At 75.6% G+C, this 16,666-nt stretch carries 16 protein-coding genes; 4 read left to right on the forward strand and 12 right to left on the reverse strand.

Annotated features, from left to right (window positions below; translation table 11 throughout):
• Positions 1 to 3: 3 nt before the first annotated feature.
• A complete protein-coding gene (locus UXQ13_RS13470) occupies positions 4 to 1,194 on the reverse strand; it encodes a GNAT family N-acetyltransferase (RefSeq protein WP_336392441.1) in 1,191 nt (396 codons plus the stop codon).
• Positions 1,195 to 1,249: 55 nt separating this feature from the next.
• Between UXQ13_RS13470 and UXQ13_RS13475 the strand changes: the two genes are divergently transcribed.
• On the forward strand, positions 1,250 to 2,260 hold the full coding sequence (locus UXQ13_RS13475; RefSeq protein ID WP_225233530.1) for a LacI family DNA-binding transcriptional regulator: 1,011 nt from the start codon (positions 1,250 to 1,252) through the stop codon (positions 2,258 to 2,260).
• Between the two features lie 6 nt (positions 2,261 to 2,266).
• Here UXQ13_RS13475 and UXQ13_RS13480 read toward each other — a convergent pair whose 3' ends face one another.
• Genes UXQ13_RS13480 through UXQ13_RS13500 form a run of 5 tightly spaced genes read right to left on the reverse strand, consistent with a single transcriptional unit; the run spans position 2,267 to position 7,300 of the window.
• Positions 2,267 to 3,448 (reverse strand): amidohydrolase family protein, encoded by a 1,182-nt coding sequence (locus UXQ13_RS13480; protein WP_225233531.1) that lies wholly within the window; start codon positions 3,446 to 3,448, stop codon positions 2,267 to 2,269.
• On the reverse strand, positions 3,439 to 4,623 hold the full coding sequence (locus UXQ13_RS13485; protein ID WP_225233532.1) for an NAD(P)/FAD-dependent oxidoreductase: 1,185 nt from the start codon (positions 4,621 to 4,623) through the stop codon (positions 3,439 to 3,441). Before UXQ13_RS13485 ends, UXQ13_RS13480 begins: the two co-directional genes overlap by 10 nt.
• Positions 4,620 to 5,549, reverse strand: coding sequence for a dihydrodipicolinate synthase family protein (locus tag UXQ13_RS13490; RefSeq protein WP_225233533.1), 930 nt, complete (start codon positions 5,547 to 5,549; stop codon positions 4,620 to 4,622). Before UXQ13_RS13490 ends, UXQ13_RS13485 begins: the two co-directional genes overlap by 4 nt.
• A 9-nt stretch (positions 5,550 to 5,558) precedes the next feature.
• The gene (gene hydA / locus UXQ13_RS13495) at positions 5,559 to 6,932 is read right to left on the reverse strand and encodes a dihydropyrimidinase (protein WP_225233534.1); all 1,374 of its coding nucleotides are present in this window, start codon (positions 6,930 to 6,932) and stop codon (positions 5,559 to 5,561) included.
• Positions 6,929 to 7,300 carry an allophanate hydrolase-related protein gene (locus UXQ13_RS13500; RefSeq protein WP_225233535.1) on the reverse strand — a complete coding sequence of 124 codons (372 nt, stop codon included), beginning with the start codon at positions 7,298 to 7,300 and terminating at the stop codon, positions 6,929 to 6,931. The genes hydA and UXQ13_RS13500 overlap by 4 nt, the downstream gene beginning before the upstream one ends.
• 212 nt (positions 7,301 to 7,512) lie before the next feature.
• On the opposite strand from UXQ13_RS13500, the gene UXQ13_RS13505 reads away from it, so the two are divergent.
• Entirely contained in the window at positions 7,513 to 7,950 is a 438-nt protein-coding gene (locus tag UXQ13_RS13505) for a nuclear transport factor 2 family protein (protein WP_336392442.1), read from the forward strand.
• Between the two features lies 1 nt (position 7,951).
• On the opposite strand, the gene UXQ13_RS13510 is transcribed toward UXQ13_RS13505, so the two are convergent.
• Genes UXQ13_RS13510 through UXQ13_RS13535 form a run of 6 tightly spaced genes read right to left on the reverse strand, consistent with a single transcriptional unit; the run spans position 7,952 to position 15,146 of the window.
• Positions 7,952 to 9,577: a DUF885 family protein gene (locus UXQ13_RS13510; RefSeq protein WP_336392443.1), complete on the reverse strand. Its 1,626-nt coding sequence runs from the start codon at positions 9,575 to 9,577 to the stop codon at positions 7,952 to 7,954.
• Positions 9,574 to 10,554 carry an oligopeptide/dipeptide ABC transporter ATP-binding protein gene (locus UXQ13_RS13515; RefSeq protein WP_225233538.1) on the reverse strand — a complete coding sequence of 327 codons (981 nt, stop codon included), beginning with the start codon at positions 10,552 to 10,554 and terminating at the stop codon, positions 9,574 to 9,576. Before UXQ13_RS13515 ends, UXQ13_RS13510 begins: the two co-directional genes overlap by 4 nt.
• On the reverse strand, positions 10,551 to 11,537 hold the full coding sequence (locus tag UXQ13_RS13520; RefSeq protein WP_225233539.1) for an ABC transporter ATP-binding protein: 987 nt from the start codon (positions 11,535 to 11,537) through the stop codon (positions 10,551 to 10,553). Before UXQ13_RS13520 ends, UXQ13_RS13515 begins: the two co-directional genes overlap by 4 nt.
• Positions 11,534 to 12,466 carry an ABC transporter permease gene (locus UXQ13_RS13525; protein ID WP_225233540.1) on the reverse strand — a complete coding sequence of 311 codons (933 nt, stop codon included), beginning with the start codon at positions 12,464 to 12,466 and terminating at the stop codon, positions 11,534 to 11,536. Before UXQ13_RS13525 ends, UXQ13_RS13520 begins: the two co-directional genes overlap by 4 nt.
• Complete coding sequence (locus UXQ13_RS13530) at positions 12,463 to 13,596, reverse strand: ABC transporter permease (protein WP_225236044.1); 1,134 nt, start codon at positions 13,594 to 13,596, stop codon at positions 12,463 to 12,465. The genes UXQ13_RS13525 and UXQ13_RS13530 overlap by 4 nt, the downstream gene beginning before the upstream one ends.
• Positions 13,566 to 15,146 (reverse strand): ABC transporter substrate-binding protein, encoded by a 1,581-nt coding sequence (locus tag UXQ13_RS13535; RefSeq protein ID WP_225233541.1) that lies wholly within the window; start codon positions 15,144 to 15,146, stop codon positions 13,566 to 13,568. The genes UXQ13_RS13530 and UXQ13_RS13535 overlap by 31 nt, the downstream gene beginning before the upstream one ends.
• Positions 15,147 to 15,267: 121 nt before the next feature.
• Here UXQ13_RS13535 and UXQ13_RS13540 point away from each other — a divergent pair, with 121 nt between their 5' ends.
• Positions 15,268 to 15,684: a Rid family hydrolase gene (locus UXQ13_RS13540; RefSeq protein WP_225233542.1), complete on the forward strand. Its 417-nt coding sequence runs from the start codon at positions 15,268 to 15,270 to the stop codon at positions 15,682 to 15,684.
• Positions 15,681 to 16,664 (forward strand): LLM class flavin-dependent oxidoreductase, encoded by a 984-nt coding sequence (locus UXQ13_RS13545; RefSeq protein ID WP_225233543.1) that lies wholly within the window; start codon positions 15,681 to 15,683, stop codon positions 16,662 to 16,664. Before UXQ13_RS13540 ends, UXQ13_RS13545 begins: the two co-directional genes overlap by 4 nt.
• Positions 16,665 to 16,666 lie beyond the last annotated feature (2 nt).

A 16,666-nucleotide genomic window follows, 5' to 3' on the forward strand; every position in this document is an offset into this window, starting at 1 on the left:
CGCTCAGAAGTAGTCGCGCAGCTGCGGGGCCTGCCCGCAGGCGAGCAGGTCCAGCGCCGCCGGGTCGCCCGGGCCGGTCACCAGACCGGCCGTCGCGGCCCCGCGCCCGCTGCCGGCGCCGGTCCACAGCAGGGCCAACCCGCGCGGCCCGAGGACCCGGTCGGCGGCGTCCGTGCGGGTCAGCCGGCCCTCGCCCGCGTCGAGCTCCAGCCGCCAGCTGCCGGAGTTCCAGGGCGCCACCTCGTCGACCACCGTGAAGGACACCGCGCCCCGCGCCTGCGACGGCCACCCCCGCGCGGCGACGGCCCGCTCGGCGTCCACCAGGCGGTGCATGAAGACCTGGGTGCCGCGCGCCGTGGCCCGCTCCAGCGGGAGGACGCCCGAGACGGCGTCCCCGAGCAGCAGCGGGACGTCGACGGTGCGGGTGACGGTCCGCCACCCGGCGAGGACGTCGACCAGGGCACGGGCGGCGGCCGGCGTGGTGGCGAGCAGGTCGCTCACGTCCAGGGCGGCCTCGGCGCCGTAGCCGCGGCCGCGCTCGTAGCCCAGCACGCCGGTGACCACGCCGTCCTGCTCGGCGAGGGTCAGCAGGTCCACGCCGTCGCCGAGGGGCTGCTCGTCCCTCGCCGGCAGCTCCCACCGGCCGCCGCGGCGGCTCAGCGGGCCGTCGAACCCGCGGGCGACCTGCTCGTACAGGTCGACGACGGCGGCCCGGTCGGCCGGCGTCCCGGGCCGCAGGACGACGCCCTCCGGGGCGCGGAGCACCGGGAGCGCGGCGGTGTCAAGCACCGCGGAGCCGAGCAGTCCGGTGATCTCCCAGCCCAGCGACCGGTAGGCCGCCGAGACGGTCGGGTACAGCGCGCTGACGGCGGCGCCGCGATCGCGGGCGGCGGTCAGCGCGGCGGTGAGCAGGGTGCGGGCCACCCCGCCGCCGCGGACCTCCGGGGCGACCGCGACCCCGCTGATGTCGGCCGAGGGCACCTGCCGGCCGCCCCACCAGGAGTTCTCCTCGTGGTCGGTCACCTTGCCGACCAGGCGGCCGGTGGCGTCGTCGTAGGCGCCCCACCGGTGCGTCTCGGGCAGCACCGCCAGCGCCCGCGGCGGCGCCTCCGCCGGGCCGCCGAAGGCCCAGCGGCCCAGCGTCCAGGCCTCGGCCAGGTCGTCGGCGGTCATCTCGCGGATGGTGAGGGGCACGGCACCGACCTTCTCAGAGGCGCGGGCCGGGGGCGCGCGCCGGTAGGTTTCGCGCATGCCGGTGACGCTCACCTCGGTCGCGCAGCTGGCGGGCGTGTCGGTGAGCACGGCCAGCCGGGCACTCACCGGGCACCCCAGCGTGCAGCCGGCCACGCGGACCCGGGTCGTCGAGGCGGCGGCCAACCTCCGGTACCGCCCGAACCGGATGGCGGCCGCGCTGCGCACCCGCCGGTCCGGGCTGGTCGGCCTGGTGGTGAACAACCTCTGGAACGCCACCTTCAACACGGTCGCGGAGACCCTGCAGTCCTGGGGCGCGGAGGCCGGCTGGCAGGTGCTGGTCTGCACCACCGGCGGCGACGCCGACCGGGAGGCGGCCTTCCTGGACACGGCGCTGGACCACGGGTTCGACGGCGTGGTCGTGGCCGGGTCCGGGGCCAACCACGACCGGGTCAACGCCTTGCTGGACGCCGGCACCGCGGTGGTCACCACCAACCGCGAGGTGCCCGGCGCCCGTGCCCCGTCCGTGGTGCTGGACTACCGGCGCGCCGCCCAGCTGGCCACCGAGCACCTGCTGGCCGCCGGGCACACCCGGATCGCCACCGTCTCCGCCACCGACGCCGTCACGTCGGGCCGGGAGCAGCACGCCGGGGTGGTCGCCGCGCTGGCCGCCGCGGGCCTCCCGCTGCTGCCCGACCTGGTGCACCGCGGCCCGTTCACCACCGAGTTCGGGCGCGCGGCGGTCACCGCCCTGCTGGCCCACCCGACGCCGCCGACCGCCCTGCTGGTCACCAACCACGAGGCCGCCGGCGGGGTGCTGCCGGTGCTGACCGGCCAGGGCACCGTGGTGCCCCGCGAGCTGTCGGTGGTGATGACCGAGGACGAGCCGTTCTTCGGCTGGTGGCCGCCCCGCCTCACCGCGGTGGACAACCGGGCCGCCGAGCAGGCCCGGACGGCGGCCGAGCTGCTGCACGCGCAGCTCGACGGGACGGCCGCACCCGGCCCGTCGCAGCGGCTGGTCGAGCCGGTGCTCGTCGTCCGGGACTCGGTCGGGCCCCCGCCCCGCTGACCGGGATCAGGCCGGGAGCTGGTCCCGCACCACCCGGCCGTCGGCGACCACCATCGCGATGCCGCGCAGGGCGGAGACGTCGCTGGTCGGGTCGGCGTCGGTGACCACCAGGTCCGCCGCGGCCCCGGTCACCACCTCGCCGATCTGCCCGGACAGGCCCAGCAGGCGGGCCGCCGTCGACGTCCCCGCCTGGAGGGCCAGCAGCGGGTCCAGGCCGGCCTCGACCAGGAACTCCATCTCGCGGACGGCGACCACGGTGTCCTCGATCGGCTCGCCCGGCGGGTAGTCGGTGCCGGCCACGATCGTCACGCCGGCCTCGACCGCGCGCCGGATGCTGGCCAGGTGGCCCGGCCCGGTCTCCATCGCGGTGTCGATCTGCTCCCGGGTGAAGGAGTGGTCGGCCATCCACTCCGGGCAGCGGGTGACGCACAGCGTCGGGGTCAGGAACACCTCGCGGCGGGCCATCTCGGCGGCCACCTCGGCGGACAGCTCGTAGGCGTGCTCGAAGGACCGCATCCCGGCGTCCATGGCCTGCGCGATCGCCGCACCGGCGCCGGCGTGGGCGACCACGTAGGTCTCGAACTCCGCGGCGGCCCGGACCACGGCGCGCATCTCTGCGGGGGTCATCTGCTCGGAGCCGAAGCCCTCGTCGGGGTCCGCGATCCCCCCGGTGATGAAGACCTTGACGTGGTCCGCCCCGGCCTCGAGCTCGGCCCGGGCCGCGGCGTAGAACTCGTCCTCACCCGAGGCATAGGCGCAGCCCCCGCCCACCCCGTGCCCGCCGACCGCGCTGACCGCCCGGCCGGCGCCGACGATCCGCGGCACGTCGACCCAGCCCTCCCGGGACGCGGTGCGCAGCAGCAGGTCGGCGCGGTTCACCTCGTGCACCGACCGGAGCGTGGTCACCCCGGCCTGCAGCGCGTCCCGGGCCCGGGCGAAGGACCGCAGCGTGGTGACACCCGGGTCCTCGGCCTCGTCCAGGGCGGAGAACGGGTAGACCACCGACAGGTGGCTGTGCACGCTGACCAGCCCCGGGGACAGGTACCGCCCGCCCAGCGAGCGGGTCTCCGCCCCCTGCGGGGCGGCGTCGGCGATCGCGCCGATCGTCCCGTCCACCAGCTCGACGGCCCGGCCGCGGGCCACCTGCCCGGTCAGCACGTCCACCACGGACGCGTCGGTCAGCCACACGGTTCCTCCTGCGGGTCGGTCTCGGTGTCAGGGGCGGGGCGCACCAGGCGCCCGGGGTCCAGGCCGGTCAGGTCGACCGGCGGGGCGTGGCCGCTGAGCAGCGCGCCCACCACGTCGGCCCACAGCGGGGCGAACGTGAAGCTGTAGGTGCCGCCGACGGCGAGCAGCCCGTCGCGACCGGGCACCCACCCCGCCACCGGCATCTCGTCCGGGGTGGCGGCCAGCGGACCCGGCCAGACGTGCTCGACCGGCCGGTCGACCAGCCCGGGCAGCACCCGGGCGAGCTGGCCCAGGTTGCCGGTCACGCTGGCCGGGTCGGTGCGCGGTTCGTCGTCCAGCGTCCAGGGCAGCGCCGGCCACCCGCCGCCGACGATCGTCCGCCCGGCCCGGTCCTGCTTCACCGAGAAGCCCTCCCCCACGTGCTGGACCAGGTGGGGGAGCCGGGCACCCCCGGCGCCGAGCCGGAGCGCCTGGATCGCCAGCGGCGTCATGGCCAGCGCCAGCCCGACGAGCTCGACCACCCGGCCCATCCACGGCCCGGCCGCGTTCAGCACCCGGGGTGCGTTCCACGTGGAACCGCCGGCGTGCACCGTCCAGGTCTCGCCGTCCCGGGTCAGGCCTTGCACGGCGTGGTGCGGCACGACGGTGGCCCCGGCGCGGGTGGCAGCGGCCAGGTACGCCGGGGTGACCAAGGCGGGGTCGGCGAAGCCGTCGGCGGCGCACCAGGTGGCCGCGCGCACGCCCGGGCCGAGCAGCGGCAGCGCCCGGCGGGCGGTGTCGCCGTCCAGCACCTCGGTCACCACGCCCGCGTCTGTCTCCCAGCCGTGCTTGCGGTGCAGGTCGGCCACCTGCTCGTCGGTCTCGGCCACCATGAACCCGCCGGTCGGGGAGAACCCGATGTCGGCGTCCAGCTCGGCGGCGAGGTGGGTCCACCGCTCGCGGGCGGCCCGCTGCAGCGGCAGCAACCGCTGCACGTCGACCGGGACGGCCTGCCCGGGCCGCCGGGTGTGGATGCCCTGGGAGTGCAGGTTGGCCGCGCTGGCGCCCGAGCCCTGGCCGTTGGGCTCGCCGCTGTCGAGGACGACGACGTCGAAACCCAGCGTCGTCAGCCGGTGGGCGGCCGCCGCGCCGACGATCCCCGCGCCGATGACGACGACGTCGGCCGTGCCGCTCACGCGGTCAACCCGACCCCGGCCAGAGCCGCGCGCAGGTCGGCCAACCGGCCGGCGTCGGTGAGCGGCAGCAGCGGTGGCCGCACGTACCCGCCGCCGGGCTGCCCGAGCACGTGCATCGCGGCCTTGACCTGCGATGTCGGCGAGGCGAACTTGGCGCTGTAGTCGCTGTTGACCAGCGCGGCGACCAGCAGCCCGTACCGGTCCGAGCAGGCCCGGGCGGTGTCCAGGTCGCCGGCCCAGACGGCGTCGTAGAACGGCGCCGCGAACGGCGCCCCGACCGCGCCGCCGTCGATGTTGCCGTCCCCGCCCAGGCCGGTCAGGAACGCCATCCCCCGGCGGTGGACGAACCGGCCGAAGAACCGGACCCGGTCCATGACCGCCTCGCAGCCCTCCAGGCACTTGATCTCGTCACCGGTGCTGTCCTTGACCGCGACGACCCGGTCGAGGTCGGCGAGCTGGTCCAGCACCGCCACCGAGAGGTCCACGGCCGTCCCCCGGGGCCAGTTGTAGACCATCCACGGCAGGTCCACGGCCTCGGTGACGGTCCGGTAGAAGGCCAGCACCTCCTCGTCGGAGGGGTGCACGTAGGGCGGCGGGGTGGTCAGCGCACCGTCGGCGCCCGCCGACCGCGCGTGCTCGGCCAGCCCGATGGTCTCCGCCGCCGTGTAGCTGTTGCAGCCCACCACCACGGTGACACCGGACCCGGCCAGGGCCGCCACGGCGACCTCGGCGACCCGGCGCCGCTCGGCGGGGCTCTGCGCGAACCACTCCCCGGTGGTGCCGTTGACCAGGACGCCGTGCACGCCCTGGTCGCGGTAGAGCTGCAGCGTGGCGGTGATCGCCGGCTCGTCGAGCTCCCCGGTGGCGCTGAAGGCGGTGGGCGCGGCGGCCCAGTAGCCCCGCCAGTCGACGTCGTCCCTGTCCACGGTGCTCCCCTAGACCGTCAGCGGTGCGGCGGGCAGGTGGCGCCCGCGCGCGGTGTCGTCCACGACCCGTCCGCCGTCGACCACGACGTGCCCGCCGACCACCACGGTCGTCGGCCAGCCGGTGACCGTGCGGCCCTCGTAGGGCGTGTAGTCGGTGGCCTGGTGCAGCCCGGCGGCGGTGACGGTGCGCTGCGCGGCCGGGTCCCAGACGGCGATGTCGGCGTCGGACCCGGGGAGCAGGCTGCCCTTGCGCGGGTACAGGCCGTTCAGCCGGGCCGGGGCGGCTGCGGTCACCTCGACGAACCGGGTCCAGGGCATCCGCCCGGTCGCCACGAAGGCGTCCTGCACGACGACGAGCCGGGTCTCCACGCCGGGGAGGCCGTTGGGCATCACCCGCACGTCGTGGTCGACGCTGGTCTTCTGCGCCGTGTCGTAGCAGCAGTGGTCGCTGCCCACGGTGGCGATCGTGCCGCTCACCAGCCGGGTGCCCAGCTCCGCGACCGTGGCGGCCGAGCGCAGCGGCGGGCAGCAGACGAACCGCTCGGGGTGCTCGCCGCGGTAGGCCGAGTCGTCCAGCGTGAGGTGGTGGGCCACGGCCTCCGTGTACGCCCGTACCCCGCGCCGCCGGGCGGTGGCCACCTGGTCGACGGCGGCCGCGGTCGACTGGTGCACGAAGTAGACCGGGGTGCCCAGCGCCTCGGCGATGGCCAGCACCTCGGCCACCGAGGCGTCCTCGGCCAGCTCGGTCCGGGTCTCGTGGTGGTGCGCTGCGGAGATGCGGCCGGCCGCAGCCTGCACGGCCTGCTGCTCCTCGATCAGGTGGTTGGCCTCGCAGTGCGCGACGACCATCCCGCCCAGCGGCCCGAGGGTCTTCATCACCCGCAGGAACGTGTCCTCGTCGGCCATGGACTCGCCGCGGTAGGTGGTGAACATCTTGACGGTGCGCAGACCCTCGTCGCACAGCTGGCGCAGCTGTTCGGCGGTGGTGCCGTCCCACTCCACGACGCTGGCGTGCAGCGCCGAGTCGCAGAGCCCCTGGTCGGCCTTGGCCCGCTGCCGGACGGCGGCGTCGGCGGGGGCCTCGCCGGGGCGGGGGATGGCGAAGTCGACGATGGTCGTCGTGCCCCCGGCCACGGCGGCCGTGGTGCACTCGCGGTGGTCGTCGAGGCTGGTGAAGTCCCCTGAGGTGAACCCCACGTGGCAGTGCGGGTCGACCCCGCCGGGGACGACGACGCGGCCGGTCGCGTCCAGCTCGTCCGGCCCGCGCACGCTGCCCGGTTCGACCAGGGCCTGCACCCGCCCGCCGGCCACCACGACGTCGGCGGCACCGGACCAGCCATCGGTGACGACGGTCCCGCCCCGGACCACGAGGTCGGGCGTCACGCCAGCGTCTCCCGGTAGGCGCGCCAGCCGCCGTGGCCGGTCATGTCCTCGCCGGCCACGCCCTCCCGCACGACCATCGAGCAGGTGCCGCTGCCGTCGGCCAGCTCGATCACCGAGAGCTCGAGCTCCGGCGGCTCACCGGGCAGCAGCCGCTCCCGCAGGTCGGCGTAGTCGACGGCGTACAGCTCGCCGGCGATCTCGGTCCCGCCCTCGGCCACCGGCACCAGGCCCGGGAAGTCGCCGAAGGAGTGGAAGCGGTACCGGGCGGCCGTGCGCACCTCGCCCAGGAACTCGGCGTCGGCCAGCGCCGGGGCCAGCGACCCACCCCGCATGGCCTGGCCGTTCACGAACATCCGGACGGTGCTCATCCGGTCCTCCTCCTGCGCGGGGCCGCGCGCACCCGCGCGGACGACGACCGTGGAAAGGATTCCACGCACCGACCGTAGGGGTCCCGACCCATCAGGCACCAGCACCAGGAGGCGCTCGGTGGAAGATGTGATGTGCCCGCAACACGCGCCGGACCGGTCCGTTCCACTGGTGGGAAGCTTCCCAGGTCGCGCGGCTGGCTAGGCTGCCCGACGTGCCAGCTCCCGACGTCACCGTGCGCGGTGCGCTCAGCCAGTCCGAGGGCGAGGCGGTGTGGGCCGCTGTCGCCACCGTCTACGCCGGGTTCCTCGGTGGGGACGCCGGTGCCGTGGACGCCGTCCTCGCCCACGACGTCACCATCTGGAACCACGACCACGTGCCGCTGATGCAGGGCACCGCCGACCTGGACGCCGTCCGCGCGGCGCGGGTCACCGACCCCGCCCCGGGCCCCGCGGTCGCCGCGCTGGCACCGCACACCGTGCTGGTCGACGCGCACGGCGACGTGGCCTGGTGCCGGCACCTGCTCGACGTCACCACCGCCGACGGGTCGACGTCCACCGCGCGGGTCACCGACGTGCTCCGCCGGGACGGCGAGCGGTGGACGATCGTGCACCACCACGAGCAGGAGATCCCGCCGCACGGCCTGCCGTGAGCTAGAGCTCCGGCGGGGTGCCCAGCAGCTCCCAGCGCTGCATCGCCAGCGGCACGTTGCCCTCCAGCCACAACCGGTCGTGGAAGGCGCGCAGGTCGAACTCGTCCCCCTGCGCGGCGACGACGTCGGCCAGCAGCTGCTGCACCTGCACCTTGCCGACCAGGTAGGTCAACGCCTGCCCGGGCGTGCCGGCGAAGAACGCGGCCTCCTCGCGGGCGGTCTCGACGTCGACCGGCACCCGCTCGGCCAGCATCCGGGCCGCGGTGTCGATGCTCATCGAGCCGGTGGCCAGCCCGACGTCGAGCAGCACCCGCAGCGCGCGCAGCCGGAGGAACCGGGCGACGACGACCCGGCTGTGCGGCGCGTCGGACCACAGCCCGGAGTCCAGCAGCATCTCCTCGTCGTAGAAGGCGATGCCCTCGTTGGACTGGGAGTCCACGTACTCCCGGCGCACCGGGTCCGGGTGAGTGGCCGACCAGGTCAGCTGCAGCGCGTGCACGCCCTCGTGGGCCACGCCCAGCCGTGGGTCGAGCATGTTCGCCCGGTAGAAGAAGGGCAGCTCGGGAGCCGGGTCCGGGGCGTAGCTGACCGGGTCCTGGCCCAGCCGGGAAGGACCGAGCAGGTCGTCGGTCACGCCCATGCCGGCCAGCGGGGCCAGCCAGGGGGGCCGGGGCGCGAAGAGGTAGCGGCCGGCCCAGGCCGGCACGGTGAGCAGGCCCTTCTCGTCGTACCAGCGGCGGACCTCGGCCTCGGCGGCCGCCTCGTCGGCGCAGTGCGCGGCGACGTCGACCGGCAGCGGCGGCACGGGGACCCCCGCGGCGGCCGCCGTCGCGACCGCCTCCATGGTCACCGCGCGGGCGAACTCGGCCTCGGCGACGGTGACCATCCAGTCCACCGACTCCGGGGCCAGCGTGACCTCGCGCAGGAACTCCTCGAACGCGGCCCGCCCGACCGGCGCGAAGGGCGCCATGCGGGGCAGCTCCGCGGTCAGCCAGCCGGCGAGGGCATCGAGGGCGTCCGCGGCCGGGCCGGCGTCCAGGTCGGGCACCGGCAGCGCCGCGACCGCCGCGCGCAGCCGGGTCCCGGCGTCGGCGAGCATGTCCAGGGCGACGGCGGCGAGCTCGGCCTCCGCGCCGCCGGCCAGCTGCGCCTGCGCGGTGGCCACCTGCGCGGGGACGACGGCGAGCAGGTGCGCCAACTGCGCCACCCGCTCCGGCCCGAACGGCGGGGGCTGCAGCAGCGCGTCGAAGACCGGGCCGAGCGCCTGGTCCACCCAGAAGGAGGCGTCCCGCTCGGGCGAGCGGAGCACGTCGAGCTCCCAGCGCACCCGGGCCAGCGTGGACCCGACCAGCGCGTGGTCCACCCGGGTGGCGACGTCGGCGCCGGCCAGGTCGATGCCGGCCCACCGCGCGTGCAGCTCGGCGCGCCGGGCGCGGGCGGCCTCGACGCCGGCCGCGGAGAAGTCCGGCGCCCAGCCGGCCGGGCGCTCCTGGCGCGGGATGTCGTCCCGGGACCGCGGCGCCTGCACCCGGCGCCAGGCCCAGACGTCGGCGGCCAGGGCCTGGACGTCGTCCCACCCGGGGCGGGACGGGTCGGGGACGGCGGGGCCCACCACGGGCACGGTCACGAGGGCACTCCGGTGGTCGAGCGGTCGGGGGCCCCACGATCGGGGGCCAGGATGCAGGCGGCCGCGTGCCCGGGCTCCTGCACCCGCAGCACCGGCTCCCAGCTCGAGCAGTCCGGCGTCACCAGCGGGCAGCGGGGGTGGAACCGGCACCCCGACGGCGGGGCCGCCGGGTCCGGCACGTCGCCCGGCAGGTCCGCGGGCAGCCGGCCGCTGCCGTCCGGGGTGGGGACGGCGTCGATGAGCGCGCGGGTGTACGGATGCTGCGGGTCCTCCCACAGCGTCGCGGTCGGGCCGACCTCGACCACGGTGCCCAGGTACATCACCGCCGTCCGGTCGGCGACCTGCCGGACGATGGCCAGGTCGTGGCTGATGAACACCACGGCCACGCCCTCGGTCCGGGCCAGCCCGACCAGCAGGTTGGCCACCTGGGCCTGGGCCGAGGCGTCCAGGGCCGAGATCGGCTCGTCGGCCACGATGACCGAGGGGTCCGCGGCCAGCGCCCGGGCGACGGCCACGCGCTGCCGCTGGCCGCCGGAGAACTCGTGCGGGTACCGGGTCTGCATGGCCGGGTCCAGCCCGACCCGCTCGAGCAGCGCCCCGACCGCGGCCGGGGCCCGGCGGCGTCCGCCGCCCCCCGCCAGGCGCAGGGCGTCGGCGATCTGGTCGCCGACCCGGCGACGGGCGTTGAGCGAGGAGTACGGGTCCTGGAAGACCATCTGCAGCCGCCGCTGGGCGACCGGGCGGGCCCGGCGGCGCAGCGCCTCGACCGGCTGGCTGTCGAAGACGACGGTGCCCGCGGTGGGCGCGACCAGACCGACCAGGGCGCGCGCCAGCGAGGACTTGCCGCAGCCGCTCTCGCCCACCAGGCCGAGCACCTCGCCGGGCTCGACGGCGAGGTCCACCCCGGCCACGGCGCGGACGGGGCGCCCGGATCCGGGGTAGGTGACCTCCACCCCGGTCGCGGTCAGGATGCTCACGAGACAACCTCCCGGACGGGTGCGTACGGGTCCACCGGGCAGGCCGACAGCCGGCCCGGGGCGATCTGCAGCAGGGCCGGGACGTCGGCCGCGCACGTGTCCCGGGCGCTGGCGCACCGCGGGTGGAACGGGCAGCCCGACGGGACGGCGCCCAGCGCCGGCGGGCTGCCGGGGATCGGCCGCATCGCCGCCGACCCGCCCTCGGGCAGCGCGTCGAGCAGGCCGTGCGTGTAGGGGTGCCGGGCCGAGGCGAGCACGTCGGCCGTCGTCCCGGACTCCACGACCCGGCCGGCGTACATGACCACCAGGCGGTCGGCGATCGAGGACAGCACGCCCAGGTCGTGGGTGATGATCAGGACGGCGAGTCCGCGCTCGCGGCGCAGCCGGTCCAGCAGCCGGAGGATGCCGGCCTGCACGGTGACGTCCAGCGCCGTCGTCGGCTCGTCGGCGATCAGCAGCGAGGGCCGGGCAGCCAACGCCGAGGCGATCGCGATGCGCTGCCGCATCCCGCCGGAGAACTCGTGCGGGTAGCGGGCCAGCGCGGCCCGCGGGTCGGGGATGCGCACCTGGTCCAGCAGGTCCGCGGCCTCGTCCCGCGCGGCCTTCCTGCCGACGCCGTGGTGGTGGCGCAGGTGCTCGGTGAGCTGCCGCTCGATGGACAGCATCGGGTGCAGCGCCGTCCGCGGGTCCTGGGCCACCATCGCGACCTCGCGGCCGCGGACCGAGCGCAGCTGCTTGTCCGACAGCGTCAGCAGCTCCCGGCCGGCCAGCCGGATCGAGCCGTCGGTGCGCGCGCCGTGCGGCAGCAGGCCCAGGGTCGCCAGGGCCGTCATCGTCTTGCCCGAGCCGGACTCCCCGGCCACCCCCAGCACCTCGCCGGCGTGCACGGTCAGGTCCACGCCGTCGACGGCGGGCAGCATGGCCCCGGTCCGGGAGGGCAGCCGGACCCGCAGGCCCGACACCTCCAGCAGCGGGGCGGTCATCCGCGCAGGGCGCGCGCGGTGCGCGGGTCGAGGGCGTCGCGCAGGGTGTCGCCGAGGAAGTTGAAGGCCAGCACGACGGTCAGGATGGCCAGGCCCGGGAAGAGGCCGACCCACCAGCTGTCGAACACCGCCGCCCCGGCCGAGACCATCGCGCCCCACTCGGGGGCCGGCGGGCGCGCACCCAGGCCGAGGAAGGACAGCCCGGACAGCAGCAGCACGGCGTTCCCCACGTCGAGGGCGGACAGGACCAGCACCGGGCCCAGCACCGTCGGCCGGACGTCGACGGCCAGCGTGCGCAGCGCGGAGGCGCCCAGCAGCCGGGAGGCCTGGATGTGGTCGGACTCGCGGGTGGACAGCACCAGCCCGCGCACCACCCGGGCGTAGGAGGGCCAGGTGACGATGACCAGCGCGAGGACGGCGTTGCGCAGCCCGGCGCCCAGAGCGGCGGTGACCGCCATCGCCAGGATGATCCCCGGGAAGGCGAAGACCAGGTCGGTCAGCCGCATGATGCCGCCGTCGACCCAGCGCCCGAAGTAGCCGGCGACCGCGCCCAGCACGGTGCCGACGACCGTGGCCAGCACGACCAGCAGCAGTGCCAGCGGGACCGACAGCCGCGACCCGTAGAGCACCCGGGAGAGCACGTCGCGGCCCAGGTTGTCGGTGCCGAACAGGTGCTCGGCGGAGGGCTCCAGCAGCTTGGGCGCCACCTGGGCCAGCGGGTCGTAGGGCGCCAGCGCCGGGGCGAAGACCGCGATCAGCACCCAGGCGGCGATCACCACCAGGCCGATGACGGCCAGCGGGCGCCGCCACGGGGAGCGGGTCAGCGTCCGGGCCGCGCGCTCCTCCCCCGCGGCGGCCGCCGCGCCGGGGACGTCGACGTCCCCGGCGAGCGGGGCCGCGGGCACGAGCAGCGGATCGGGCCCGGTCACGAGAGCCTCAGCCTGGGGTCGATGACGCCGTACAACAGGTCCACCACCAGGTTGATCAGGATGTAGATGACCGCGACGACGACGCTGACGCCCATGATCGCGGGCAGGTCCAGGGCCAGCGCGCTGGTGTAGGCGTAGGCGCCGAGCCCCCGCCAGCCGAAGATCTGCTCGACCAGCACGGTGCCCGAGAGCAGCCCGGCGAAGGCCACGCCGGTGACGGTGACGACCGACAGCAGCGCCGGGCGCAGCACGTGCCGCCGGACGACGGTCAGCTCGGGCAGGCCCTTGGCGCGGGCGGCCCGCACGTACTCGTCGCCGAGCACCTCCAGGACGGCGGCCCGGGTGAACCGCAGCAGCACGCCGACGGTGAACGAGGCCAGCACGAGGGCCGGCAGCACCAGCCGGCTGACGGCGTCCCCGAAGGTCGCCCAGTCCCCGGCCAGCAGGGAGTCGACCGTGTAGAAGCCGGTCACCTGCGGCGGCGTCGGCGCGCCCGGGGACAGCCGGCCCCCGGCCGGGAGCAGGTCGAGCTTGAAGCTGATCCAGTAGTAGGCGATCAGGGCCAGCCAGAAGGTCGGCACCGACACCCCGGACAGCGACAGCACCCGGAGGACCTGGTCGGGCCAGCGGTCCCGGTAGAGCGCCGCGACGATGCCGAACCCGACGCCGAGGACGACGGCGACGAGGATCGCCGCCAGGGCGAGCTCCATCGTGGCGGGCACCTTCTCCGCCAGGTCCGAGGCCACCGGGTTGCGGGTCTGCTGGGAGGTCCCGAAGTCACCGGTGAGCAGGTTGCCGACGTAGGTCAGGTACTGCTCGGGCAGGGACTTGTCCAGGCCGTTGGCGGCGCGGAAGGCCGCGACGGCGTCGGGGTCCTCCGAGGCGCGCTGGCCCAGGTTCGCCGTGACCGGGTCGCCGGGGACCGCCTGGGTGAGCAGGAAGGACACCAGGGTGACGCCGATGCACAGCAGCAGCCCGGCGGCCAGCCGTCGGGCGACGAAGCGGAGCAGGGCCCGCCGGGGGCGGCGCGGACGGGCCGCCGCGACGCCGGGACCGGGGGACGTGTCCCCGGTCCCGGCGTCGCGCGGTGCGGTCGTGGTCAGCTGATGTCCGCGAGGTCGACCGTCCAGCTCGGGTTGAACGCCACGCCCTCGAGGGAGGACGAGTAGGCGAGCACCTGGGCCGGCTGGATGAGCGGGTAGAACGGGCCGCTCTCGTTGAGCTGCTGCTGGATCGTGGTGTAGGCGTCGACGCGGGCGTCGTCGTCGAACTCGCTGGACACGGCGGTGGCCGCGGCCTCCAGCGTCGGGTCGGCACCGGCGGCCCAGCCGGCGCGCAGGCCGACGAGCTGGCCCGGGGTGAAGACCAGGTAGTCCGACGGGTCCGGGTAGTCCGGGCCCCACGACCACAGGCCCATCTCCTCGGTGCCGGCGCGGTAGCCCTCCAGCGCCGTCTGCACCGGGGCGGGGGCCAGCTCGACGGTGATGCCGACCTCGGCCAGCTGGGCCTGCACCGCGGCGGCGAGGTCACCGAAGTCGATGCCGTTGACCTGGATCTCGCTCGGGTAGGACAGCGTCACGGTCGGGTCGCTGATCCCGCTGGCGGCCAGCGCCTGCTCGGCCCGGTCGGTGTCCCGCTCGACGGCGTCGGAGGGGTCCAGCGCACCGAGGAACGTGGTCGGGATGACGCCCGGGGTCTGCGAGGAGCCCTCACCGGCCAGGTCGACCAGCGCGGAGTAGTCGATGCCGTAGCGCACCGCCTCCTGGAAGTCCGGGTTCGAGGTGATCGGCGAGACCGCGGGGTCGTTGTTCGTGTAGACGAAGAAGACGTTGGCCGACGGCGAGCTGTCGACGGTCACGTCGCCGCCCCCGAGCTCGGCGGCCTGGTCGGCGGAGAGGTCGACGACCAGCTGGGCGTCACCGCTGCGGACGTTCACCGACTGGACCGAGGCCTCGGTGTTGCGCAGCACGATCCGGTCGTAGGCCGGCTCCTCGCCCCAGTACTCCGGGTTGCGGGTCAGCACGACCTGGTCCTGCACGTCGAAGGACTCGATGACGTAGGGGCCCGAGCCCTGGGACTCGCCGTTCAGCGCGTCCTCGGCGGTGTCGGCGGTCTCGGCGCCTTCCTGGTCGCTGCCGCCGGCCTCGGTGACGGCCGCGGAGTTCACCACGCCCAGCGCGGGGTTGGTCAGCTTGAACGGCAGCGCCGGGTCCGGGGTCGCCGTGGTCAGCGTGACCGTGGTGTCGTCGACCTTCTCGACCGTGACGCCGTCCAGCAGGAACGAGGGGTTGCCCTTGACCTGGATGACCCGGTTCAGCGAGAAGACGACGTCGTCGGCGGTCATCGGGGTGCCGTCGGAGAACGTGACGTCGTCGCGCAGCGTGAAGGTGTGCGTCAGGCCGTCCTCGGAGATCTCCTCGTCGGTGGCCAGCAGCGGCACCGGCGTCGTCGAGTCGGTGCCCTCGAAGGTGTAGAGCGTCTCGTAGATGACGTGGTCGATGATCTGGCCGGTCGGCTCGAACATGCGCGCGGGGTCGCTGGTGGTCAGCTGGAAGGACGTGTCGACGACGAGCGTCCGGTCACCGGACGCCGACCCGGCGTCGTCCCCACCTCCTCCGCACGCAGAGAGGCCGAGCGCGGCGACGAGCACCGCGGCCACGGGGTAGAGGGGGCGGCGCATGACGACCTCCGGGATCGAGCGGACTGACGCCTCCACGGCGGGACCGGTCAGCATGGGAACGTTCCCAACGAGTCGGTACGGTAGCGCCGCAGATCCCCCGATTGGGTTACGGAGAGATCACATGTCGCAGGACCCGGACCACACCCCCACCAGCACGGACGCCAGGGTGCTGGACGGCACCGGCTGGGAGGCCGCGGCAGGATATGCCCGCGCCGCCCGCAGCGGGTGCTGCATCGCCGTCAGCGGCACGACCGACCACGGGCCGGACGGCTCCGCGGCGCACCCCGGCGACGTGCACGCCCAGGCGCACGCCTGCCTGACCCGGGCGATCGCCGCCGTGCAGCAGCTGGGCGGCACCCGCGAGCAGGTGCTCCGCTCCCGGCTGTTCCTCGCCCCCGGCGCGGACTGGGAGGGCGCCGCACGGGCGCACGCCGAGCTCCTGGGCGACGTGGCCCCGGCCAACACCACGCTGTACGTCGGCGGCCTGGTCGGCGAGGGCTTCCTGGTCGAGGTCGAGCTGGACGCGTGCACGGGATGACGACCTCGCTGCGGTTGAACAACGACCTGTCGGTCGCCCAGTTCGTCGAGCTCACCGTCACCGCCGAGCGGCTGGGCTTCGACCAGGTGTGGGTGTCCGACGACCTCTTCCTGCGGTCGGCGCCGGTGATGGTGGCCGCGGCCGCCGTCGCCACCTCCCGGGTCGGGCTGGGCATCGGGATCATGAACCCGTACTCGGTGCACCCGGCCGAGATCGCGATGACGTCGGCGACGCTGGCCGAACTGTCCGGCGGCCGGTTCCTGCTCGGCGTCGCCGCGGGCGCCGAGGAGTTCCTGGGGTGGGCGGGCATCCCCCGGCCCAAGCCGCTGACCCGCACCCGGGAGGCGGTCCGCGCGCTGCAGGTGCTCGGCGCCGGCGGCCGGCCGGTGGAGCACGAGGACACCGGCCCGGGCTGGACGGCGGAGGCGCACCTGCGCTTCCCGGCCGCCGCCCCGGTCTACGTCGGGGCGATGAGCCCGAAGATGCTCGGCATGGCCGGTGCGGTGGCCGACGGCGTGCTGCCCCTGCTCTACCCGCCCGAGCACTTCCCCACCGCCCGCGACCTGGTGCACGCCGGGGCGGTCGAGGCCGGCCGGGACCCCGCGTCGGTCGACCTCGCCGCGGCCTTCTGGGTGTCCGTCGACGAGGACCGCGCCGCCGCCGAGCGGGCGCTGGCGGAGAAGATCGCATACTACGGCGCCTCGTTCTCCCCATATCTGCTCGAGCGGGCCGGCCTGGCGGTGGCCGACTTCGCCGGCATCCAGGCCGCGCTGGCCGCCGGCGAGGTCGGGCGGGCCACCGACCTGGTCACCCCGCAGATGCTCGGTCTGGGCATCGCGGGGGACGCCGACGAGGTGGTCCGCCGCTGCCGCTGGCTGCAGGACGAGGGCGCCACCCACCTGTCCTTCGGCCCACCCCTGGGCCCGGACCCGGTCCGCGCGGTGACCGTCCTCGGCGAGCAGGTGCTGCCCCGCCTCTGAGC

This window comes from Klenkia terrae (assembly GCF_037083865.1).
Lineage (GTDB): Bacteria > Actinomycetota > Actinomycetes > Mycobacteriales > Geodermatophilaceae > Klenkia > Klenkia terrae.